This window comes from Streptomyces sp. NPDC002754 (assembly GCF_053592315.1).
In genome coordinates, this window is record NZ_JBSFVM010000033.1 from 44011 (window position 1) to 59391 (window position 15381).

At 70.2% G+C, this 15381-nt stretch carries 13 protein-coding genes and 1 pseudogene; 7 read left to right on the plus strand and 7 right to left on the minus strand.

Features of this window, described 5'->3' with window-relative positions:
- The first annotated feature begins 23 nt into the window (after positions 1–23).
- Complete coding sequence (locus tag ACWD2L_RS35665; protein WP_351338872.1) at positions 24–539, plus strand: roadblock/LC7 domain-containing protein; 516 nt, start codon at positions 24–26, stop codon at positions 537–539.
- 55 nt (positions 540–594) lie between these two features.
- Positions 595–969 carry a roadblock/LC7 domain-containing protein gene (locus ACWD2L_RS35670; RefSeq protein WP_351338870.1) on the plus strand — a complete coding sequence of 125 codons (375 nt, stop codon included), beginning with the start codon at positions 595–597 and terminating at the stop codon, positions 967–969.
- 46 nt (positions 970–1015) lie between these two features.
- Here the strand turns inward: ACWD2L_RS35670 and ACWD2L_RS35675 are convergent, their stop codons facing one another.
- From ACWD2L_RS35675 to ACWD2L_RS35700, 6 genes and pseudogenes are all read right to left on the minus strand, one after another.
- A complete protein-coding gene (locus ACWD2L_RS35675; protein WP_351338867.1) occupies positions 1016–1447 on the minus strand; it encodes a hypothetical protein in 432 nt (143 codons plus the stop codon).
- Positions 1448–1458: 11 nt separating this feature from the next.
- Positions 1459–2871, minus strand: a complete 1413-nt coding sequence (locus tag ACWD2L_RS35680; protein WP_351338865.1) for a purine-cytosine permease family protein — start codon at positions 2869–2871, stop codon at positions 1459–1461.
- Positions 2872–2883: 12 nt separating this feature from the next.
- Positions 2884–3819 carry an ABC transporter substrate-binding protein gene (locus ACWD2L_RS35685; RefSeq protein WP_351338920.1) on the minus strand — a complete coding sequence of 312 codons (936 nt, stop codon included), beginning with the start codon at positions 3817–3819 and terminating at the stop codon, positions 2884–2886.
- Positions 3820–3839: 20 nt separating this feature from the next.
- Positions 3840–4517 (minus strand): ABC transporter permease, encoded by a 678-nt coding sequence (locus tag ACWD2L_RS35690; RefSeq protein ID WP_351338862.1) that lies wholly within the window; start codon positions 4515–4517, stop codon positions 3840–3842.
- A gap of 7 nt (positions 4518–4524) precedes the next feature.
- Positions 4525–5169, minus strand: a complete 645-nt coding sequence (locus ACWD2L_RS35695) for an ABC transporter permease (protein ID WP_351338859.1) — start codon at positions 5167–5169, stop codon at positions 4525–4527.
- Positions 5170–5513: 344 nt separating this feature from the next.
- A pseudogene (locus tag ACWD2L_RS35700) lies at positions 5514–6551 on the minus strand (ABC transporter ATP-binding protein); the annotation flags it as partial.
- Between the two features lie 188 nt (positions 6552–6739).
- On the opposite strand from ACWD2L_RS35700, the gene ACWD2L_RS35705 reads away from it, so the two are divergent.
- The 3 genes from ACWD2L_RS35705 to ACWD2L_RS35715 all read left to right on the plus strand — a co-directional run bounded on the left by ACWD2L_RS35705 (position 6740) and on the right by ACWD2L_RS35715 (position 11162).
- Positions 6740–8236: an aromatic amino acid ammonia-lyase gene (locus tag ACWD2L_RS35705; protein ID WP_351338918.1), complete on the plus strand. Its 1497-nt coding sequence runs from the start codon at positions 6740–6742 to the stop codon at positions 8234–8236.
- Between the two features lie 120 nt (positions 8237–8356).
- Entirely contained in the window at positions 8357–9238 is an 882-nt protein-coding gene (locus ACWD2L_RS35710; RefSeq protein ID WP_351338856.1) for a MurR/RpiR family transcriptional regulator, read from the plus strand.
- A 943-nt stretch (positions 9239–10181) separates the two neighbouring features.
- On the plus strand, positions 10182–11162 hold the full coding sequence (locus ACWD2L_RS35715) for a recombinase family protein (protein WP_351338852.1): 981 nt from the start codon (positions 10182–10184) through the stop codon (positions 11160–11162).
- 58 nt (positions 11163–11220) lie between these two features.
- Here the strand turns inward: ACWD2L_RS35715 and ACWD2L_RS35720 are convergent, their stop codons facing one another.
- Positions 11221–12606 carry a cystathionine beta-synthase gene (locus tag ACWD2L_RS35720; RefSeq protein WP_351338849.1) on the minus strand — a complete coding sequence of 462 codons (1386 nt, stop codon included), beginning with the start codon at positions 12604–12606 and terminating at the stop codon, positions 11221–11223.
- Positions 12607–12764: 158 nt separating this feature from the next.
- On the opposite strand from ACWD2L_RS35720, the gene ACWD2L_RS35725 reads away from it, so the two are divergent.
- Together ACWD2L_RS35725 and ACWD2L_RS35730 are read left to right on the plus strand one after the other, a co-directional pair.
- A complete protein-coding gene (locus ACWD2L_RS35725) occupies positions 12765–13784 on the plus strand; it encodes an SGNH/GDSL hydrolase family protein (protein ID WP_351338846.1) in 1020 nt (339 codons plus the stop codon).
- A 202-nt stretch (positions 13785–13986) separates the two neighbouring features.
- Complete coding sequence (locus tag ACWD2L_RS35730; protein ID WP_351338843.1) at positions 13987–15207, plus strand: acetyl-CoA C-acetyltransferase; 1221 nt, start codon at positions 13987–13989, stop codon at positions 15205–15207.
- Positions 15208–15381: the final 174 nt, after the last annotated feature.

Here is a 15381-nt window from a genome sequence, read left to right on the forward strand (position 1 = left end):
GCACCCCCGAAAGGAGACCTCCGATGGGACCTCCCACGGTCGACCAGGGCGAACTCCTCGCCGAACTGCAACGGTTGAGAGTCCGCGTGCCCCAGGTCACCGGCGCGCTCGCCGCCAGCGTCGACGGCCTGGTCCTCGCCCAGGACACCCCGGGCGTCGAACCAGAGGGCGTCGCCGCGCTCACCGCCACCGCGCTCGGCGTCGCCCAGCGCCTAGCCGACGCCACCGCGCAGGGCGCCTTCCGCGAGCTCCTGGTGCGCGGCGCCGACGGCTACATCGCGACCTACGCGGCCGGGGACACCGCCGTCCTCACGCTCCTCGCCGATGACCGGGTCAACGTCGGCCGCCTGCATCTCGAAGGGCGCCGCTCCGGCGCCCGCATCGGGGACCTCACCACTCCCTCCGAGGAGGAAGCGCCGCCCGAACCGGCCCCCCGCACCCGCGGCCGGTCCCGCGCCCGCACGGCTCCCACCACGACGACGGAGACCGGACTCCCTGTCCGGCCGACCACCAACGTGCCGCCGCAGCCCACGCGTTGACCACCGGCACACCTACAGAAAGCACGCCCACAGAAAGCACGAAAGGACCAGCACCATGGCCAACATCGACACCGCACTCAAGGACGCCCTCGCCTCCATAGAGGGCGCCTCCGCCGCGGCCCTCGTGGACTACACGAGCGGCATGGCCCTCGGCACCATCGGCGGCTCCAAGAGCTTCGACCTGGAGGTCGCGGCGGCCGGCAACACCGACGTGGTCCGCTCCAAGCTGCGCACCATGGAGCAGCTGGGACTCAAGGACGGCATCGAGGACATCCTCATCACCCTCGGCTCCCAGTACCACCTGATCCGCCTGCTCCAGGGCCACGGCGGCAACGGACTGTTCCTGTACCTGGTGCTGGACAGGTCCCGCGCGAACCTGGCGATGGCCCGCCACCAGCTGAAGAAGATCGAGGCCGAGCTGGAGGTCTGAGCACGTGAGCAGGCGCCGCACTCCATGAAGCGCGGCGCCTGCACGACTAGCCCTCCCAGTCGGACTCCTCGCGGTCACGGCGCTCCCGCCTGCGGACGGGTCCCCACCGCACCGCGTGCAGCGCGTTCACGCCGACGATCCCGCCCCAGGCCACGAAGAGCCCGGGCAGGTCGGCGTTGACCACGGCGATCGCGGACAGCGGGATGGCGAGGACGAGGGAGACCACGGCGAAGCCGAAGCGCTCGCCCCAGTTCTCGGCGCCGGAGTCGCGGGCCCCACGGGCCACGGTGATCCGGTTCTCGGCCAGCTGTCGTCGCACCCTGCGGTCGACGACGGAGTCGAGCCGCTGCTCGACCTTGTCGAGGAACGAGTCGACGAGCGCCGGCTCGTACTCGTCGCCCAGTTCCCTGCGTGCGTGCAGGGTGGCGTCGAGTTCCTTCTTGAGTTCGGCGTCGCGTGCGTGTTCGCGGGCTTCCATGCCGTCCGACGTTACGGAGCCGAGGCGCCCACCGCAGTAGGGCTGTCCCCCGTCTTCTCAGTGGGCCAGTCCCCCGCCCGGCCCCGGGCGAGCAGCCAGTACAGGACGGCCGGGACGACGAGCCCCACGATCCACGACACGTCCGCCCCGCCCAGCGGATCGACGAGCGGGCCCGTGTAGAAGGCGGTGGCCAGGAACGGCAGCTGGGCGAGCAGCCCGATGCCGTAGACCACGAGCGCGTCCCAGCGCCAGCCGCCGTAGCGGCCGTTCGGGTCGGAGAGGGCCGGGAGGTCGTAGCGCTCGCGGGAGATCAGGTAGTAGTCGACCAGGTTGATCGCCGACCACGGCGTGAAGAACGTCAGCAGGAACAGCAGGAAGTCCTTGAACGAGGTCAGGAAGCTGTCCTTGCCGACCAGCGCGACCACCGTGCCCGCGACCATGATGATCCCGATGTAGAGCGCCCGGGCGCCCTGCGAGAGGGTCCGCTGCCCGCGGAATCCGCTGATGCCGGTGACCATCGACATGAAGCCGCCGTACGTGTTGAGCACGTTGACGGTGAGCTTGCCGAGCGCGATCACGAAGTAGAAGAAGGACGCCACGAGGCCCGCGCCGCCGAGCGACACGACGTAGCCGACCTGGTTGTCGATGAACTTCTCGCCCGCGCTCGCCGCGACCAGCACACCGAACGCCATGGACCACTGCGAGCCCAGCGCGGACCCCGCGAGCGTCCACCAGAACGTGGACTTGCCGCTCGTCGTACGCGGCAGATAGCGCGAGTAGTCGGCGACGTACGGGCCGAAGGCGAGCTGCCACGAGGCCGACAGGGAGACGGCGAGCAGGAACATCGGCATCGAGAAGTGCGCGTCGGACAGCAGCGCGCCGACGTCGGTCTGGTCGAAGAGCCGGATGCCCAGGTAGACGAAGGCGAGCGCGCACACCACGCTCGCCAACCGCCCGAGGACGTGGATGACGCGGTAGCCGACCGTCGCCACGATTCCCGTGACGAGCGCGAAGACGATGATGCCCGTCGTGTCATTGGTGTGGGTCAGCTGCGCGGTGGCCTGACCTGCGAGCACGGTGCCGCTCGCGAAGAATCCGATGTACATCAGGATGACGAGGAGCAGCGGGATCACGGCCCCCTTCACCCCGAACTGGGCCCTGGACTGGATCATCTGGGGCAGCCCGAGCTTCGGCCCCTGCGCCGAGTGCAGTGCCATGACGGCGCCGCCGAGCAGATTGCCGAGCACGAGCCCGACCAGCGACCAGACCACGTCGCCGCCGAAGACGACGGCGAGGCCGCCGGTGACGACGGCCGTGATGTGGAGGTTCGCGCCGAGCCAGAGGGTGAACTGGTTGAACGCCGTGCCGTGCCGTTCGCTGTCCGGCACGACGTCGATGGAGTGCTTCTCCACTACCGCTGCCATCCGATGGCCTCCCTACTTCTTGCTGATCCCGTGGCGGCGCGCGTAGTCGTCCGCGACGTCCTCGGGGTCCTTCTTGTCCTTGTCCACGAGCCGGTTGAGCTCGGTGAGGTCCTCGGTCGTCAGCACGTTGCCCAACCGGGCCAGTGCCTTGCGGACGGTCGAGTCGGCCTTGCGGTCGGCGATCAGCGGGACGATGTGCTGACCGGGGACCAGGTTCTTGGGGTCGGTGAGGACGACCCAGTCGTTGGCGGCGATGTCGGTGTCGGTCGTGAACAGATTCGCGACATCCACATCGCCCTTCTTCAGTGCGCCCTTCACCAAAGGACCTGAGGAATCAAGGGACTTGAACTCCTTGAACTCGACGCCGTACACGTCCTTGAGCCCGACCGCGCCGACCTGACGCTTCTTCACTTCCGGGGCGGCGCCGATGACGAGCTCCCCGTTGTGCTTCGCGAGATCGGCGAGGGACGTGAGCTTGTACTTCTTCGCGGTCTCGCGGGTCACCGCGAACGCGTCCGAGTCCTCGGCGAGCCCGTACGGCAGGATCTGCAGGCCCGCCGGGAGCACCATGGCGAGGGCGTTCTGCATCTCGCCCTCCTCGGTGGCCTTCGACTTGGTGTCGAGGTAGTGCAGGAGGGCGCCCTGGTACTCGGGCAGCAGGTCGATGTCGCCGCTCTTGAGGGCGGGGATGAGGATCTCGCGGGTGCCGAGGTTGGGCCGCACGCTCGTCTTCACGCCCTCCGCTTCGAGCGCGGCGGCGTACAAGTACCCGAGCACCTGGTTCTCGGTGAAGTTGGCGGTGCCGATGGTGACACCCTTCTTGCTGGAGCCGCCGCCCGAGACCGAGCCGCCCTGCTCGTCGAGCGACGTGATGCCGCTGGAGCAGGCGGCGAGCGCGGGGACGGAAGCCGCGGCGGCCAGGCCGCCGAGGAGGGTACGTCGGTTCATCTTGCTCATCTGGCGTGCTCCTAGGCGGACTTGAGAGTGGTGGGGCGGTGACGGAAGAGGAGCCGCTGAAGGCCGGACAGCGCCAGGTCGAGGACGATGGCGACGACCGCGACGAGCACGGCCCCGCCGAGCACCTGCACCAGGTCCCGCTGGGCGAGCCCGTCGAAGACGTAGCGGCCGAGCCCGCCGAAGGACACGTACGCGGCGATGGTGGCGGTGGCGACGACCTGGATGAGCGCGAGCCTCAGCCCCGTCATGATCAGCGGCAGCGCGAGCGGCAACTCGACCTGGAACAGCACCTGGTGGGCCCGCATGCCCTGCCCGCGCGCGGCATCCCGCACCTCGGGATCGACGGCGGTCATGCCCGCGTACGTATTGGTGACGATCGACGGCACGGCAAGCGCGACGAGCGCGATATAGACCGGCCACATGGAGAGCCCGCTCGCGAGAAACACGAGCACGACGAGCCCGACCGTCGGCAGCGCCCGCCCGAAGGACGACAGGTTGATGGCGACGAAGGCGCCACGTCCGGTGTGACCGATGAGCAGCCCGACCGGCAGAGCGATGGCGGCGGCGACGAGCGTGGCGAGCAGCGAGTACTGGAGGTGCTCGGCGACGCGCGTCGCGATGCCGTCGCTCCCCGCCCACTGCTCCCCGCTGACCAGCCAGGCCCCGAGGTTCTTGAAGAGTTCGAACATGGCGGGTTCAGGCCTTCCGGGTCCGGGTCCACGGGGTGAGCAGCCGCTGGACGCCGACGAGCAGCGCGTCCGCGACGAGCGCGAGCAGCAGCGTCAGGACGACGCCGACGATGACCGGGGTCGGAAAGTTCCGCTGGAACCCGTCCGTGAACAGCTGGCCGAGCCCGCCGTCCCCGATGTACGTCGCCACGGACACGAGCGAGATGGCCATCACGGTGGCGATCCGTACGCCCGCCATGATCACGGGCAGCGCGAGCGGCAGCTCGACGGTGAGCAGGGCCCGCATCGGCCGCGTCCCCATGGCCTTCGCGGCCTCCTTGGTCTTCGCGGGCACGGAGTCGAGGCCCTCGACGGTGTTCCGCAGCAGGACGACGAGGGTGTAGATCGTCAGCCCGATGACGGTCGTGGTGCGGGTGAGCCCGGAGACGGGCAGCAGCAGCACGAAGACGGCGATGGACGGAATGGTGAACAGCACGTTCGACATCCCGAGCAGAAACCCCCGGAGCGCCCGCACCCGATGCGCCACCACGGCGAGCGGCAGGGATATGACGAGCCCGAACAACACGGCACTGAGCGCGGCTTGAAGGTGAGAAAGGGTGAGTGTGGCGAGATCGGACTGATGTTCCCCGATCCAGGACCAGTCGATGGTCACGCGACCCCCTCAGCACCCTCGGACGCCTCCGCGCCACCAGCCCCGCCAGCCTCGTCGGCCTTCTCGACACCGTCGACCTTCTCAGCGCCATCGACCTTCGCGGCGCCGTCGACCTTCGCGGCGCCATCGGCCTTCGCGGCGCCGTCGACCTTCGCGGCGCCATCGGCCTTCGCGGCGCCATCGGCCTTCGCGGCGCCGTCGACCTTCGCGGCGCCATCGGCCTTCGCGGCGCCATCAGCCACCTCGGCGCCATCAGCCTTCTCGGCGCCATCAGGCACCGGTGCGGCCAAATCAAGCCCCTGCGGCGATTGAGCAGCGGGGTCCGGGGCGGAGCCCCGAGGCGTTGCGCCGGACTGGGCGTCACTGTGCGCTCGACCGGACCGCTCATGAACGTCGTCCCGGGACGACACACCCGTGAACACCCCATCCGCATCGACGCGGACCACCAGCCCGGAGGGCGACGCCACCGACTCGTTCAACGCGGACAGCAACGAGTCCCCGTCACGGAGCGCCCGCACAGGGGCTTCGGCCCCGCCAACCCGCTCGCGCCAAGCGACCGGCCGACGCGCCCCGTCCAGCACCAGCTCCCACGCCCCACCCTCGGGCGCAGCAGCTTGCGCCACATCCCCCAACGTCGAGAGCGACAACAACTTGAGCCCCCGCTCAGCCCCGAGGAAGTCCGCCACGAACTCGTCCACCGGCCGCGCCAACAACTCCTCCGGCGGAGCACACTGCACGAGGTGCCCACCCTCCCGGAACACCGCGATCCGGTCCCCGAGCCGCACCGCCTCATCGATGTCGTGCGTAACGAACACAATCGTCTTGCTCAACTCCGTCTGGAGCCGCAGCAGTTCATCCTGAAGCTGCGTACGAACGACCGGGTCGACCGCCCCGAACGGCTCGTCCATCAACAGCACAGGCGGATCCGCGGCCAGCGCCCTCGCCACCCCCACCCGCTGCTGCTGACCACCGGACAGCTGATGCGGATACCGCTTGCCCATCTCCGCGGAGAGCCCCACCCGCTCGAGCAGCTCACCGGCCGCGACCCGCGCCTTCTTCCGCCCCCAGCCGAGCAGCAGCGGCACGGTCGCGACGTTGTCGAGAACCGTCCGGTGCGGAAAAAGACCCGCCTGCTGGATCACGTACCCGATCGAGCGCCGCAGCTCAGCGGCGTCCTGCTCCAGCACATCGCGCCCACCGACCCGGATCGTGCCCGAGGAGGGCTCGACCATACGGTTGATCATCCGGAGGCTGGTCGTCTTGCCGCAGCCCGACGACCCGACGAAGACGGTCACGCCCCCCTCCGGCATGTCGAGCGAGAGGTCGTGCACCGCTGTCGTGCCGTTCGGGAATCGCTTGTGGACCGCTTCGAACTGGATCATGGAGCGCCTCTGGAGTCCTCTTGCCCGTCCTGCATATCGTCATGCAGAGTTCTCGGTGCGTGAATAATTTGTCAATGCCTCCGTGTAAATCATCGGTAAATCCCCTTGACGGGACCGGATTATGAGACGCGGACGCCCTTTTGGGGCATAGGAGACCGTTGCCACTCTTCGAGGAGGAACAGACCGTGATGTCCCACCAGGACCGCTCGGCGCACGCGGACCGCTCGGCCCACCCGGTCGTCGTGCTCGACGGCCACGGCCTCCCCGTCGCCGACGTGGTCCGCCTCGCCCACGCGAGCGCCCGCCCCGTCCCCGGCACCGACGCCATGAAGCGCGTGGAGCGGTCCTGGAACGCGGCGCGGGAGATCGCCGCGTGGGGCAGGGTCTACGGCCGCTCCACCGGCGTCGGCGCCAACCGCAGCGAGGACGTGCCCACCGAGGCCGCCGCCGACCACGGCCTTCGCCTGCTGCGCAGCCACGCGGGCGCGATCGGCGACGAGCTGCCCGAGCGCGAGGTGCGGGCGATGCTCGCGGTCCGCGCGAACCAGCTCCTGGCCGGCGGCGCGGGCCTGCGCCCCACGGTCGTCACGGCGCTCTGCGAGGCCCTGGACGCGGGCGCGTACCCGGCGGTCAACGAGCACGGCTCCGTCGGCACCGGCGACATCGCACCCCTGTCCCAGATGGGCCTCGCCCTCGCCGGCGAACACCCGTGGCGCGGCAAGGGCACCCCGCCCAAGCCGCAGCCCCTCGACAACAACGACGCCCTGGCCCTGATCTCCTCCAACGCGCTCACCCTCGGCCAGGCCGCCCTCGCCCTGCACGAACTGCGCGACCTGCTAGCGGCGACGGACCTGGTGGCGGCCCTGAGCCTGCTCGCGGTCGACGGCTCCTACGAGGCGTACGCCCTGCCCGTCCACGAGTCGCGCCGCCACCGGGGCAGCTTCGACGTCGCGGCCCGGATGCGCGGGATCCTCGGCGCCGACGACCACCCCACACCCCCGCTCGGCCGGATCCAGGACCCGTACGGCTTCCGCTGCGTACCGCAGATCCACGGACCGGCGCAGGACGCGGCGGACGCCCTGGAGGACGTCCTCACCGTCGAGATCAACGCGGCGGCGGAGAACCCCCTGATCTCGTACACGGAGATGGCGGCCTACCACCACGGCGGCTTCTACATGGCCCAACTCGCCCTGGCGCTCGACCACTTCCGCCTCGCCATCAGCCAGGTGGCCCGGCTCTCCACCTCCCGCCTCTCCACCCTCAACGAACCGGGCTTCACCCGCCTGCGCCCGTTCCTCGCGGACGGCGAACCGGCGTCGTCCGGCGTGATGATCCTGGAGTACGCGGCCGGTGGCGCCCTCGCCGACCTGCGCGCCTTCTCCGCGCCCGCGTCCCTCGGCCACGCCGTGCTCTCGCGCGGCGTCGAGGAGCAGGCCAGCTTCGCCTCCCTGGCGGCCCGTCAGACCCTGCGCGTGTGCGCGGCGTTCCGCCAGGTCGTGGGCTGCGAACTGGTCGCGGCGGTCCGGGCGTTGCGGCTGCGCGACCTGCGCCCGGACACGGAGCTTCCGGTGGGGCGGGCCTTCGCGCTGGCATCGCAGGAGCTTCCCGACGACGTGACGGACCGACCCCTGACGGCGGACGTACAACGGGCGGCGACCCTGCTGGGGCGATTCGCGGAGCAGTGACGGCGGGCGCGACGGCAGGGCGCCGCGGGCGCCGCATCGGCCGGGAGGTCTGGCGCCCCCGGCACCGTCCTGAATAGAATCATGCACGAAATGGGACCGTTGAATGAACCGGCGGGAGACATGAGCGAGCGCACGGACAGCACACGGAGCGGGACGGACCACGACGCGGGCGCACAGGGCCCCTCCGCCCGCCTCCAGAGCCTCTTCGAGGGGCACCGCCTCACGCCCACCCAGCGCCGCATCGCGCACTGCATGGTGCGGCGCGCGGCCGAGGTGCCGTTCCTGTCGTCCGTCGAGCTGGCCGAGCTCGCCGGCGTGAGCCAGCCCTCCGTGACCCGGTTCGCGGTGGCGCTCGGCTTCGACGGCTACCCGGCGCTGCGCAAACACCTGCGCGAGACGGCCCCCGCCGAACCGGCCTCCGCCACCAAGGCCAACGAGTACCAGCAGGCCGTCGAAGCCGAGATCGCCAACCTCCGACACCTCGCCGAACTGCTCGCCGACCCGGAACCGGTCGAGCGTGCGGGCCGGATCCTCGCCGCCTCACCGACGCTGCTCGTCCTCGGGCTGCGCGCGGCCGCGTCCCAGGCCTTCGGCTTCGCGTACTTCGCCGCGAAGGTCCACCCCGACGTACGCCTCCTCGACGAGGGCGGCACCATGCTCGCCGACCGCATCGACGCGGCCGTCCGCGCGGGCGCCACGACCCTGCTCTGCTTCGCGCTCCCCCGCCACCCGCGCGAGGTCGTCGACACCCTCGCGTACGCGAAGGAGGCGGGCCTGACCGTCGTCACCGTCGCCGACTCCGCCTTCGCCCCCGTCGCCCGCCACTCCGACCTGCTGCTGCCCGCGGCCGTCGGCACGGGCCTCGCCTTCGACACGGCGTGCTCGCCGATGCTGCTCGGGCGGGTACTCCTGGAGGCGATGTGCGACGGGCTGCCGCAGGCACAGGCACGCCTCGAGGAATTCGACGTACGGGCGGCGGAACGCGGCCTCTTCGTCGAGTAACACCCCTATGGGAAAAGAGAGTTGCGCGGGGACCGCCGCACCCCCGTGAACGGGGGGCGGGACGACGGCGGTCCCCGCGAAGGGCGCGCACCGGGTCAGGCCCGGTGTCACACCCAGGGCGTCCTTGGAGGTCCGGGAGCCGCTCCGGAGTTCCTGACGCCGCTCAGTGCCGGCCGGAGAGGGGAGCCGCTCCCCCTCCGTCCCGACATCCACCAATGTGCCGGACCCGTGTTAAGCCGGTGCTGCGCGCACGTGACGTGCTCGTACCAGTTCAGCGACTTTCGCCTTCCGCACCCGAGCTCCCCCGGTCACCCGTTCGCGTGGTCCAGTCAACCATCCACCTACGCGCGTAGGCCCCGATTGGCACAGTCGGCTCTGCCGAGCAACGCCGATCGCAAGGATTCCAGCGCGTCCGGATGGTCGCGAAGTTTCCTCAACCCTCTGCTCGTCAGAGCACTCGAAGAAGGCCGGACCTTTGAGCAATGGCTCGACGGCAGGGTCCCTGGTATCGACTACGCACGCATCACCTCCGACCAGAGCACCCGGTCGTCCGTCCTCGCCCGCGGACGCGCTCCGGGCACAGGAGTCAGGCATCAGCACGAGGAGAACGGCGAGACGGCCGACGAGTTCGGCGTGGCCATCGTCAAGTTCCATGAGGACAACGGGATCAAGGCGACCGACCCAGGCATCGCGAGACCGTCGTTCGACCAGACCGTGCACGCACTGCACTGCCGACGCACCCCCGAAGGATTCCCCGTCCGTGCGCTCGTCGCCACGGAGCACGAGCGGGTGTGGCGGCTGCCCGCCGACTTCGACCGGCTGCGCCGGGCCCTGACCGTCACCGAGGAAGGTCTCTTCATCGAACGTGGAGCGATCTTCAACGTTCGGGCGTCGGACAGCTCGGCGTCGAGCACGACGGGCGTCGACGAGGTACGTCGGACCAGTGAGCGCATCGGGCCGCAAGATGAACATGCGGAAGGACCCCGGGGAGTGGCCGGTCCTCCGCGAAATGATCGACGCCGCACTGGCGGGACACGGCTGGAACTCGATCGCCAGGGACCTGAACCACCGCGGCGTACCCACGGCCTCGGGAAAGACCTGGAGCGGGGCGACCGTTCGGCAGGCGCTCACCAACCCCGTGATGTGCGGATACCGCTTCATGAACGGCGAGTTGGTCACCGACCCCGCCACGGGCCTGCCCGTCATCGGAAAGTGGGACACGGTCGCCACTCCGGCGGAGTGGCGCGCCCTTGTGGACATCTCCCAGCAGAACGGCGCACAACGCGGCACCCGACTCACCAACGGCAGCCGACCGCCCGCCGAACCGCCCACTCAGCTACGGAAATACCTCTTCAGCGGCTTCCTCCGCTGCGGCGCCGACAAGCACGGCACGCCCTGCCGCTCACGCATGGGCGGCTGCGCCAGACCGACCGCCCAGAACCCCGACAACGTGGTGTACGTCTGCGCCTCGATGGACTGCGGAGGCACGGCCCGCAGCGCCCATGCGGTGGACGCTCACCTGTCGGGTGTCGTCGCCCGGCTCCTCTCGGAGCGCGGCACACCCCTCGATGCGCCTCGCCCCCGTTGGGAGGGAGAGCCACTGTTGTTCCAATTGGTCCAGGAGCGCCACGTGCTCACACAGGCAGGCGGTTCGCTGGAACACGCCGACGTGGTCGCAGACCTGTCAGAAAGGATCTCCGGCCTCGAAGAGACGCGCTCCTCGTACCTGGCCTCCAGCTATCCGCACTCACTACCCCGGGACCCTGACGCCTGGCCCACCATGAGCCTGCATGAACGCCGCGCGGCCATCGCCGACGTGATCGACTCCGTTGTCGTCCTGCCACTGCCGCCCGGGACGTCGCGGCGCGCCCCGTTCGACCCGGACCTGTTGCAGGTGGTCCCGAAGCAGACATCCGCACGGTAGCCGTTCCGTGCGGCCCCTCATCACCGAAGTCCTTGGGGCCGCACGGAAGGTCACCGGGTCACTTGCCCTCGTGTGCCATGTACGCCAGAAGGTCCTGCCGACTCACCACGCCTGTCGGCTTGCCCTCGACGAGCACGATCGCGGCGTCCGCCGAACCCAGCACGTTCATCAGGTCCGTGAGCGGCTCCCCGGAGCCGACCTGTGGCAGCGGCGCCGACATGTGCTTCTCCAACGGGTCCCCGAGCGTGGCCCGTTGGGTGAACAGCGCGTCGAGGAGTTCCCGCTCCGCCACGGAACCGACGATCTCGGCGGCCATCACGTCCGGGTGACCGGCGGAACGCTTCAGAACGGGCATCTGGGAGACCCCGTACTCGCGCAGCACATCGATGGCCTCGCCGACCGTCTCCTCCGGGTGCATGTGGATGAAGCCGGGAAGCGCGCCCTTCTTCTGGCTGAGCACGTCGAGAACCCGGCCCACCTCCGTCGGCTCCTCCAAGAACCCGTACGAGGACAGCCACTCGTCGTTGAAGATCTTGCTGAGGTACCCGCGCCCGCTGTCCGGCAGCAGCACGACCACGATGTCGTCGGGGCCGAGGCCCTCCGCGACGCGCAGTGCCGCCATCACGGCCATGCCGCAGGAGCCGCCCACGAGGAGGCCCTCCTCCTTGGCGAGCCGTCGTGTCATCTGGAAGGAGTCCTTGTCGGACACCGCGATGATCTCGTCGGCGACCTCCCGGTCGTAGGCGGTCGGCCAGAAGTCCTCGCCGACGCCCTCGACGAGATACGGGCGCCCGGAGCCTCCGGAGTAGACGGACCCCTCGGGGTCGGCGCCGATGACCTTCACCCGGCCCTCGCTGACGTCCTTCAGATAGCGGCCGGTCCCGGAGATCGTGCCGCCGGTACCGACGCCCGCGACGAAATGGGTGATCCGCCCGTCCGTCTGGTCCCACAGCTCGGGGCCCGTGCTCTCGTAGTGCGAGCGCGGGTTGTCAGGGTTGGAGTACTGGTCCGGCTTCCAGGCGCCGGGCGTCTCACGGACGAGACGGTCCGAGACGTTGTAGTACGAGTCCGGGTGCTCGGGATCCACCGCCGTCGGGCAGACCACCACCTCGGCGCCGTACGCGCGCAGCACATTGATCTTGTCCGTGGAGACCTTGTCCGGGCAGACGAAGATGCACTTGTAGCCCTTCTGCTGGGCCACCATGGCGAGGCCGACGCCGGTGTTGCCGCTGGTCGGCTCGACGATGGTGCCGCCGGGCTCCAGCGCCCCGCTCCGCTCGGCCGCCTCGATCATGCGCAGCGCGATGCGGTCCTTCACACTGCCGCCGGGGTTGAAGTACTCGACCTTGGCCAGGACGGTCGCCCGCAGCCCTTCGGTCACTTTGTTGAGCCTCACCAGCGGGGTGTTGCCGACGAGGTCGATCATCGATTCGTGGATGCGCACCGTGGTCTCCGGGTTCTCCTCCGTAATGGTGCCGCAAGGGTAAGGCGCACGCGCTGGACAGTGTGGCTTCATCCGGCGTTGCGATTGGCCGACAGGGATAACGGGGCAAGGAGTCCTTGTAGCCCCAAAAGAGTCGCAGAGGCAGGTGGCCGCGGAACATGTCGAGCAGGGCGAGGGTGGCACGGCGGATCGCAGCGGGTGCGGCGTACGGCGGCGGCGGGATCGGGCTGCTGGGCGCGGCCACGGTCGGAGTGGTGCTCGCCGAAGTACAGATCGCGCGACGTCAGGTCGGCAACCACGGTCCGGAGCCGGTGCACGTGCCGGCCGCGGACGGTGTGTACGGGCGGCGGATGTACGGCCCCCGCGACGGCGAACCGTTGCGCTTCCTGATGCTGGGCGATTCGACGGCCGCCGGGCAGGGTGTGCACCGGGCGGGGCAGACGCCGGGCGCGCTGCTCGCGTCCGGGCTCGCGGCGGTGGCGGAGCGGACGGTGGAGCTGCGCAATGTGGCGATGCCGGGCGCGCGCTCCGACGACCTGGACCGTCAGGTGCCGCTCGGCCTCGGCGACCCCGGCTGGCGGCCCGACGTCTGCGTGATCATGATCGGCGCGAACGACGTCACGCACCGGATGCCGGCGACGAAGTCCGTACGGCACCTGTCGGCGGCCGTCCGCCGCCTGCGCACGGCGGGCGCCGAGGTGGTGGTCGGCACCTGCCCCGACCTGGGGTCGGTGGAACGGGTCCAGCAGCCGCTGCGCTGGCTGGCCCGCCGCACCTCGCGCCAGCTCGCGGCGGCGCAGACCATCGGCACGGTGGAGCAGGGCGGGCGGACGGTGTCGCTGGGCGATCTGCTGGGCCCCGAGTTCGCGGCGAACCCCCGCGAGCTCTTCGGCCCCGACAACTACCACCCCTCCGTGGAGGGTTATGCGACCGCGGCGATGGCGATGCTTCCCACGCTCTGCGCCTCGCTCGGCCTGTGGCCGGAGGAGGAGCGCCCGGACACGTCCCGCTCCGAGGGCTTCCTCCCGGTCGCCCGTGCGGCGGCGCAGGCGGCGCAGGAGGGTGGGACGGAGGTCGCGGCGGCGATGCCGACCGGTCCCCGGGGGCCGTGGGCGTTGCTGAAGCGGCGCCGCCGCCGGCGGGTCACGACGGAGGACCCGGTCCCGGCCGACACGTGACGCCCACCCGGCCCCCGCTCCCGGGGCTCCGCCCCGGACCCCGCGCCTCAAACGCCGGCGGGGCTTGGAGTGCAGGGGCTTGATGGGGTGAGCAAGCGCTTAGTAAAGTGCGGCAGGGGTCACACCCGCACCCCGGTGACCTGAGCGGTACGTACGGGTAACTTCCCTCACGGTCAGCCGTATCGAACTCTGGAGCCGCGTGATGCCCGAAGCAGTGATCGTCTCAGCCGCCCGTTCCCCCATCGGTCGCGCCTTCAAGGGGTCGCTCAAGGACCTCCGCCCGGACGACCTGACCGCCACGATCATCCAGGCCGCCCTCGCCAAGGTCCCCGAACTCGACCCGCGCGAGATCGACGACCTGATGCTCGGCTGCGGCCTCCCCGGCGGCGAGCAGGGCAACAACCTCGGCCGCATCGTCTCCGTACAGATGGGCATGGACCACCTCCCGGGCTGCACCGTCACCCGGTACTGCTCCAGCTCGCTCCAGACGACCCGCATGGCACTGCACGCCATCAAGGCGGGCGAGGGCGACGTCTTCATCTCGGCCGGCGTCGAGATGGTGTCCCGGTTCGCGAAGGGGAACTCGGACTCCCTTCCCGACACCCACAACCCGTTCTTCGCCGAGGCCGAGGCCCGCACCGCCGAGGTCGCCACGCAGGAGAACACCAGCTGGCACGACCCGCGCGAGGACGGCCTGGTCCCGGACGCGTACATCGCGATGGGGCAGACCGCCGAGAACCTGGCCCGCGTCAAGGGCATCACCCGCGCCGAGATGGACGCCTTCGGCGTGCGCTCGCAGAACCGCGCCGAGGAAGCCATCAAGAACGGCTTCTGGGAGCGCGAGATCACCCCGGTGACGACCCCCGACGGCACGGTCGTCAGCAAGGACGACGGCCCGCGCGCCGGCGTCACCCTCGAAGGCGTCTCGGGCCTCAAGCCCGTCTTCCGCCCCGACGGCCTCGTCACGGCCGCCAACTGCTGCCCGCTGAACGACGGCGCCGCCGCCCTCGTGGTCATGTCGGACACCAAGGCGCGCGAGCTGGGCCTGACCCCGCTCGCCCGCGTCGTGTCCACCGGCGTCTCGGGGCTCTCCCCCGAGATCATGGGCCTCGGCCCGGTCGAGGCCAGCAAGCAGGCACTGAAGCGCGCCGGTCTCGGCATCGGCGACATCGACCTGGCCGAGATCAACGAGGCGTTCGCCGCGCAGGTCATCCCGTCCGCCCGCGAGCTGGGCATCGACGAGGACAAGCTGAACGTGAACGGTGGCGCCATCGCCGTCGGCCACCCCTTCGGCATGACCGGCGCCCGGATCACCGGCACGCTGATCAACTCGCTCCAGTTCCACGACAAGCAGTTCGGTCTGGAGACCATGTGCGTGGGTGGTGGACAGGGCATGGCGATGGTCATCGAGCGCCTGAACTGACCGGAGCCCGCTCGAGGCGGTCTATCTGTTCGTGATCCAATCTCCCCCAGGATGTGACGTGCATCTCGGGGGAGATTGATTTTCGCAGGTCAACCCCGTTCCCACCCCATACCGGTGCTAAACGCCCGCCAAAAGACCTGTCCGTTTCGTGACGTAATGCACTGACAGGTGGTT

Bases quoted from the DNA above. Each gene is read 5' to 3' on its own strand.
- ACWD2L_RS35675 (WP_351338867.1), bottom strand. From the start codon at position 1,447: ATGGAAGCCCGCGAACACGCACGCGACGCCGAACTCAAGAAGGAACTC.
- ACWD2L_RS35690 (WP_351338862.1), bottom strand. From the start codon at position 4,517: ATGTTCGAACTCTTCAAGAACCTCGGGGCCTGGCTGGTCAGCGGGGAG.
- ACWD2L_RS35725 (WP_351338846.1), top strand. From the start codon at position 12,765: ATGTCGAGCAGGGCGAGGGTGGCACGGCGGATCGCAGCGGGTGCGGCG.
- ACWD2L_RS35670 (WP_351338870.1), top strand. From the start codon at position 595: ATGGCCAACATCGACACCGCACTCAAGGACGCCCTCGCCTCCATAGAG.
- ACWD2L_RS35730 (WP_351338843.1), top strand. From the start codon at position 13,987: ATGCCCGAAGCAGTGATCGTCTCAGCCGCCCGTTCCCCCATCGGTCGC.
- ACWD2L_RS35685 (WP_351338920.1), bottom strand. From the start codon at position 3,819: ATGAACCGACGTACCCTCCTCGGCGGCCTGGCCGCCGCGGCTTCCGTC.
- ACWD2L_RS35705 (WP_351338918.1), top strand. From the start codon at position 6,740: ATGTCCCACCAGGACCGCTCGGCGCACGCGGACCGCTCGGCCCACCCG.
- ACWD2L_RS35665 (WP_351338872.1), top strand. From the start codon at position 24: ATGGGACCTCCCACGGTCGACCAGGGCGAACTCCTCGCCGAACTGCAA.
- ACWD2L_RS35680 (WP_351338865.1), bottom strand. From the start codon at position 2,871: ATGGCAGCGGTAGTGGAGAAGCACTCCATCGACGTCGTGCCGGACAGC.
- ACWD2L_RS35710 (WP_351338856.1), top strand. From the start codon at position 8,357: ATGAGCGAGCGCACGGACAGCACACGGAGCGGGACGGACCACGACGCG.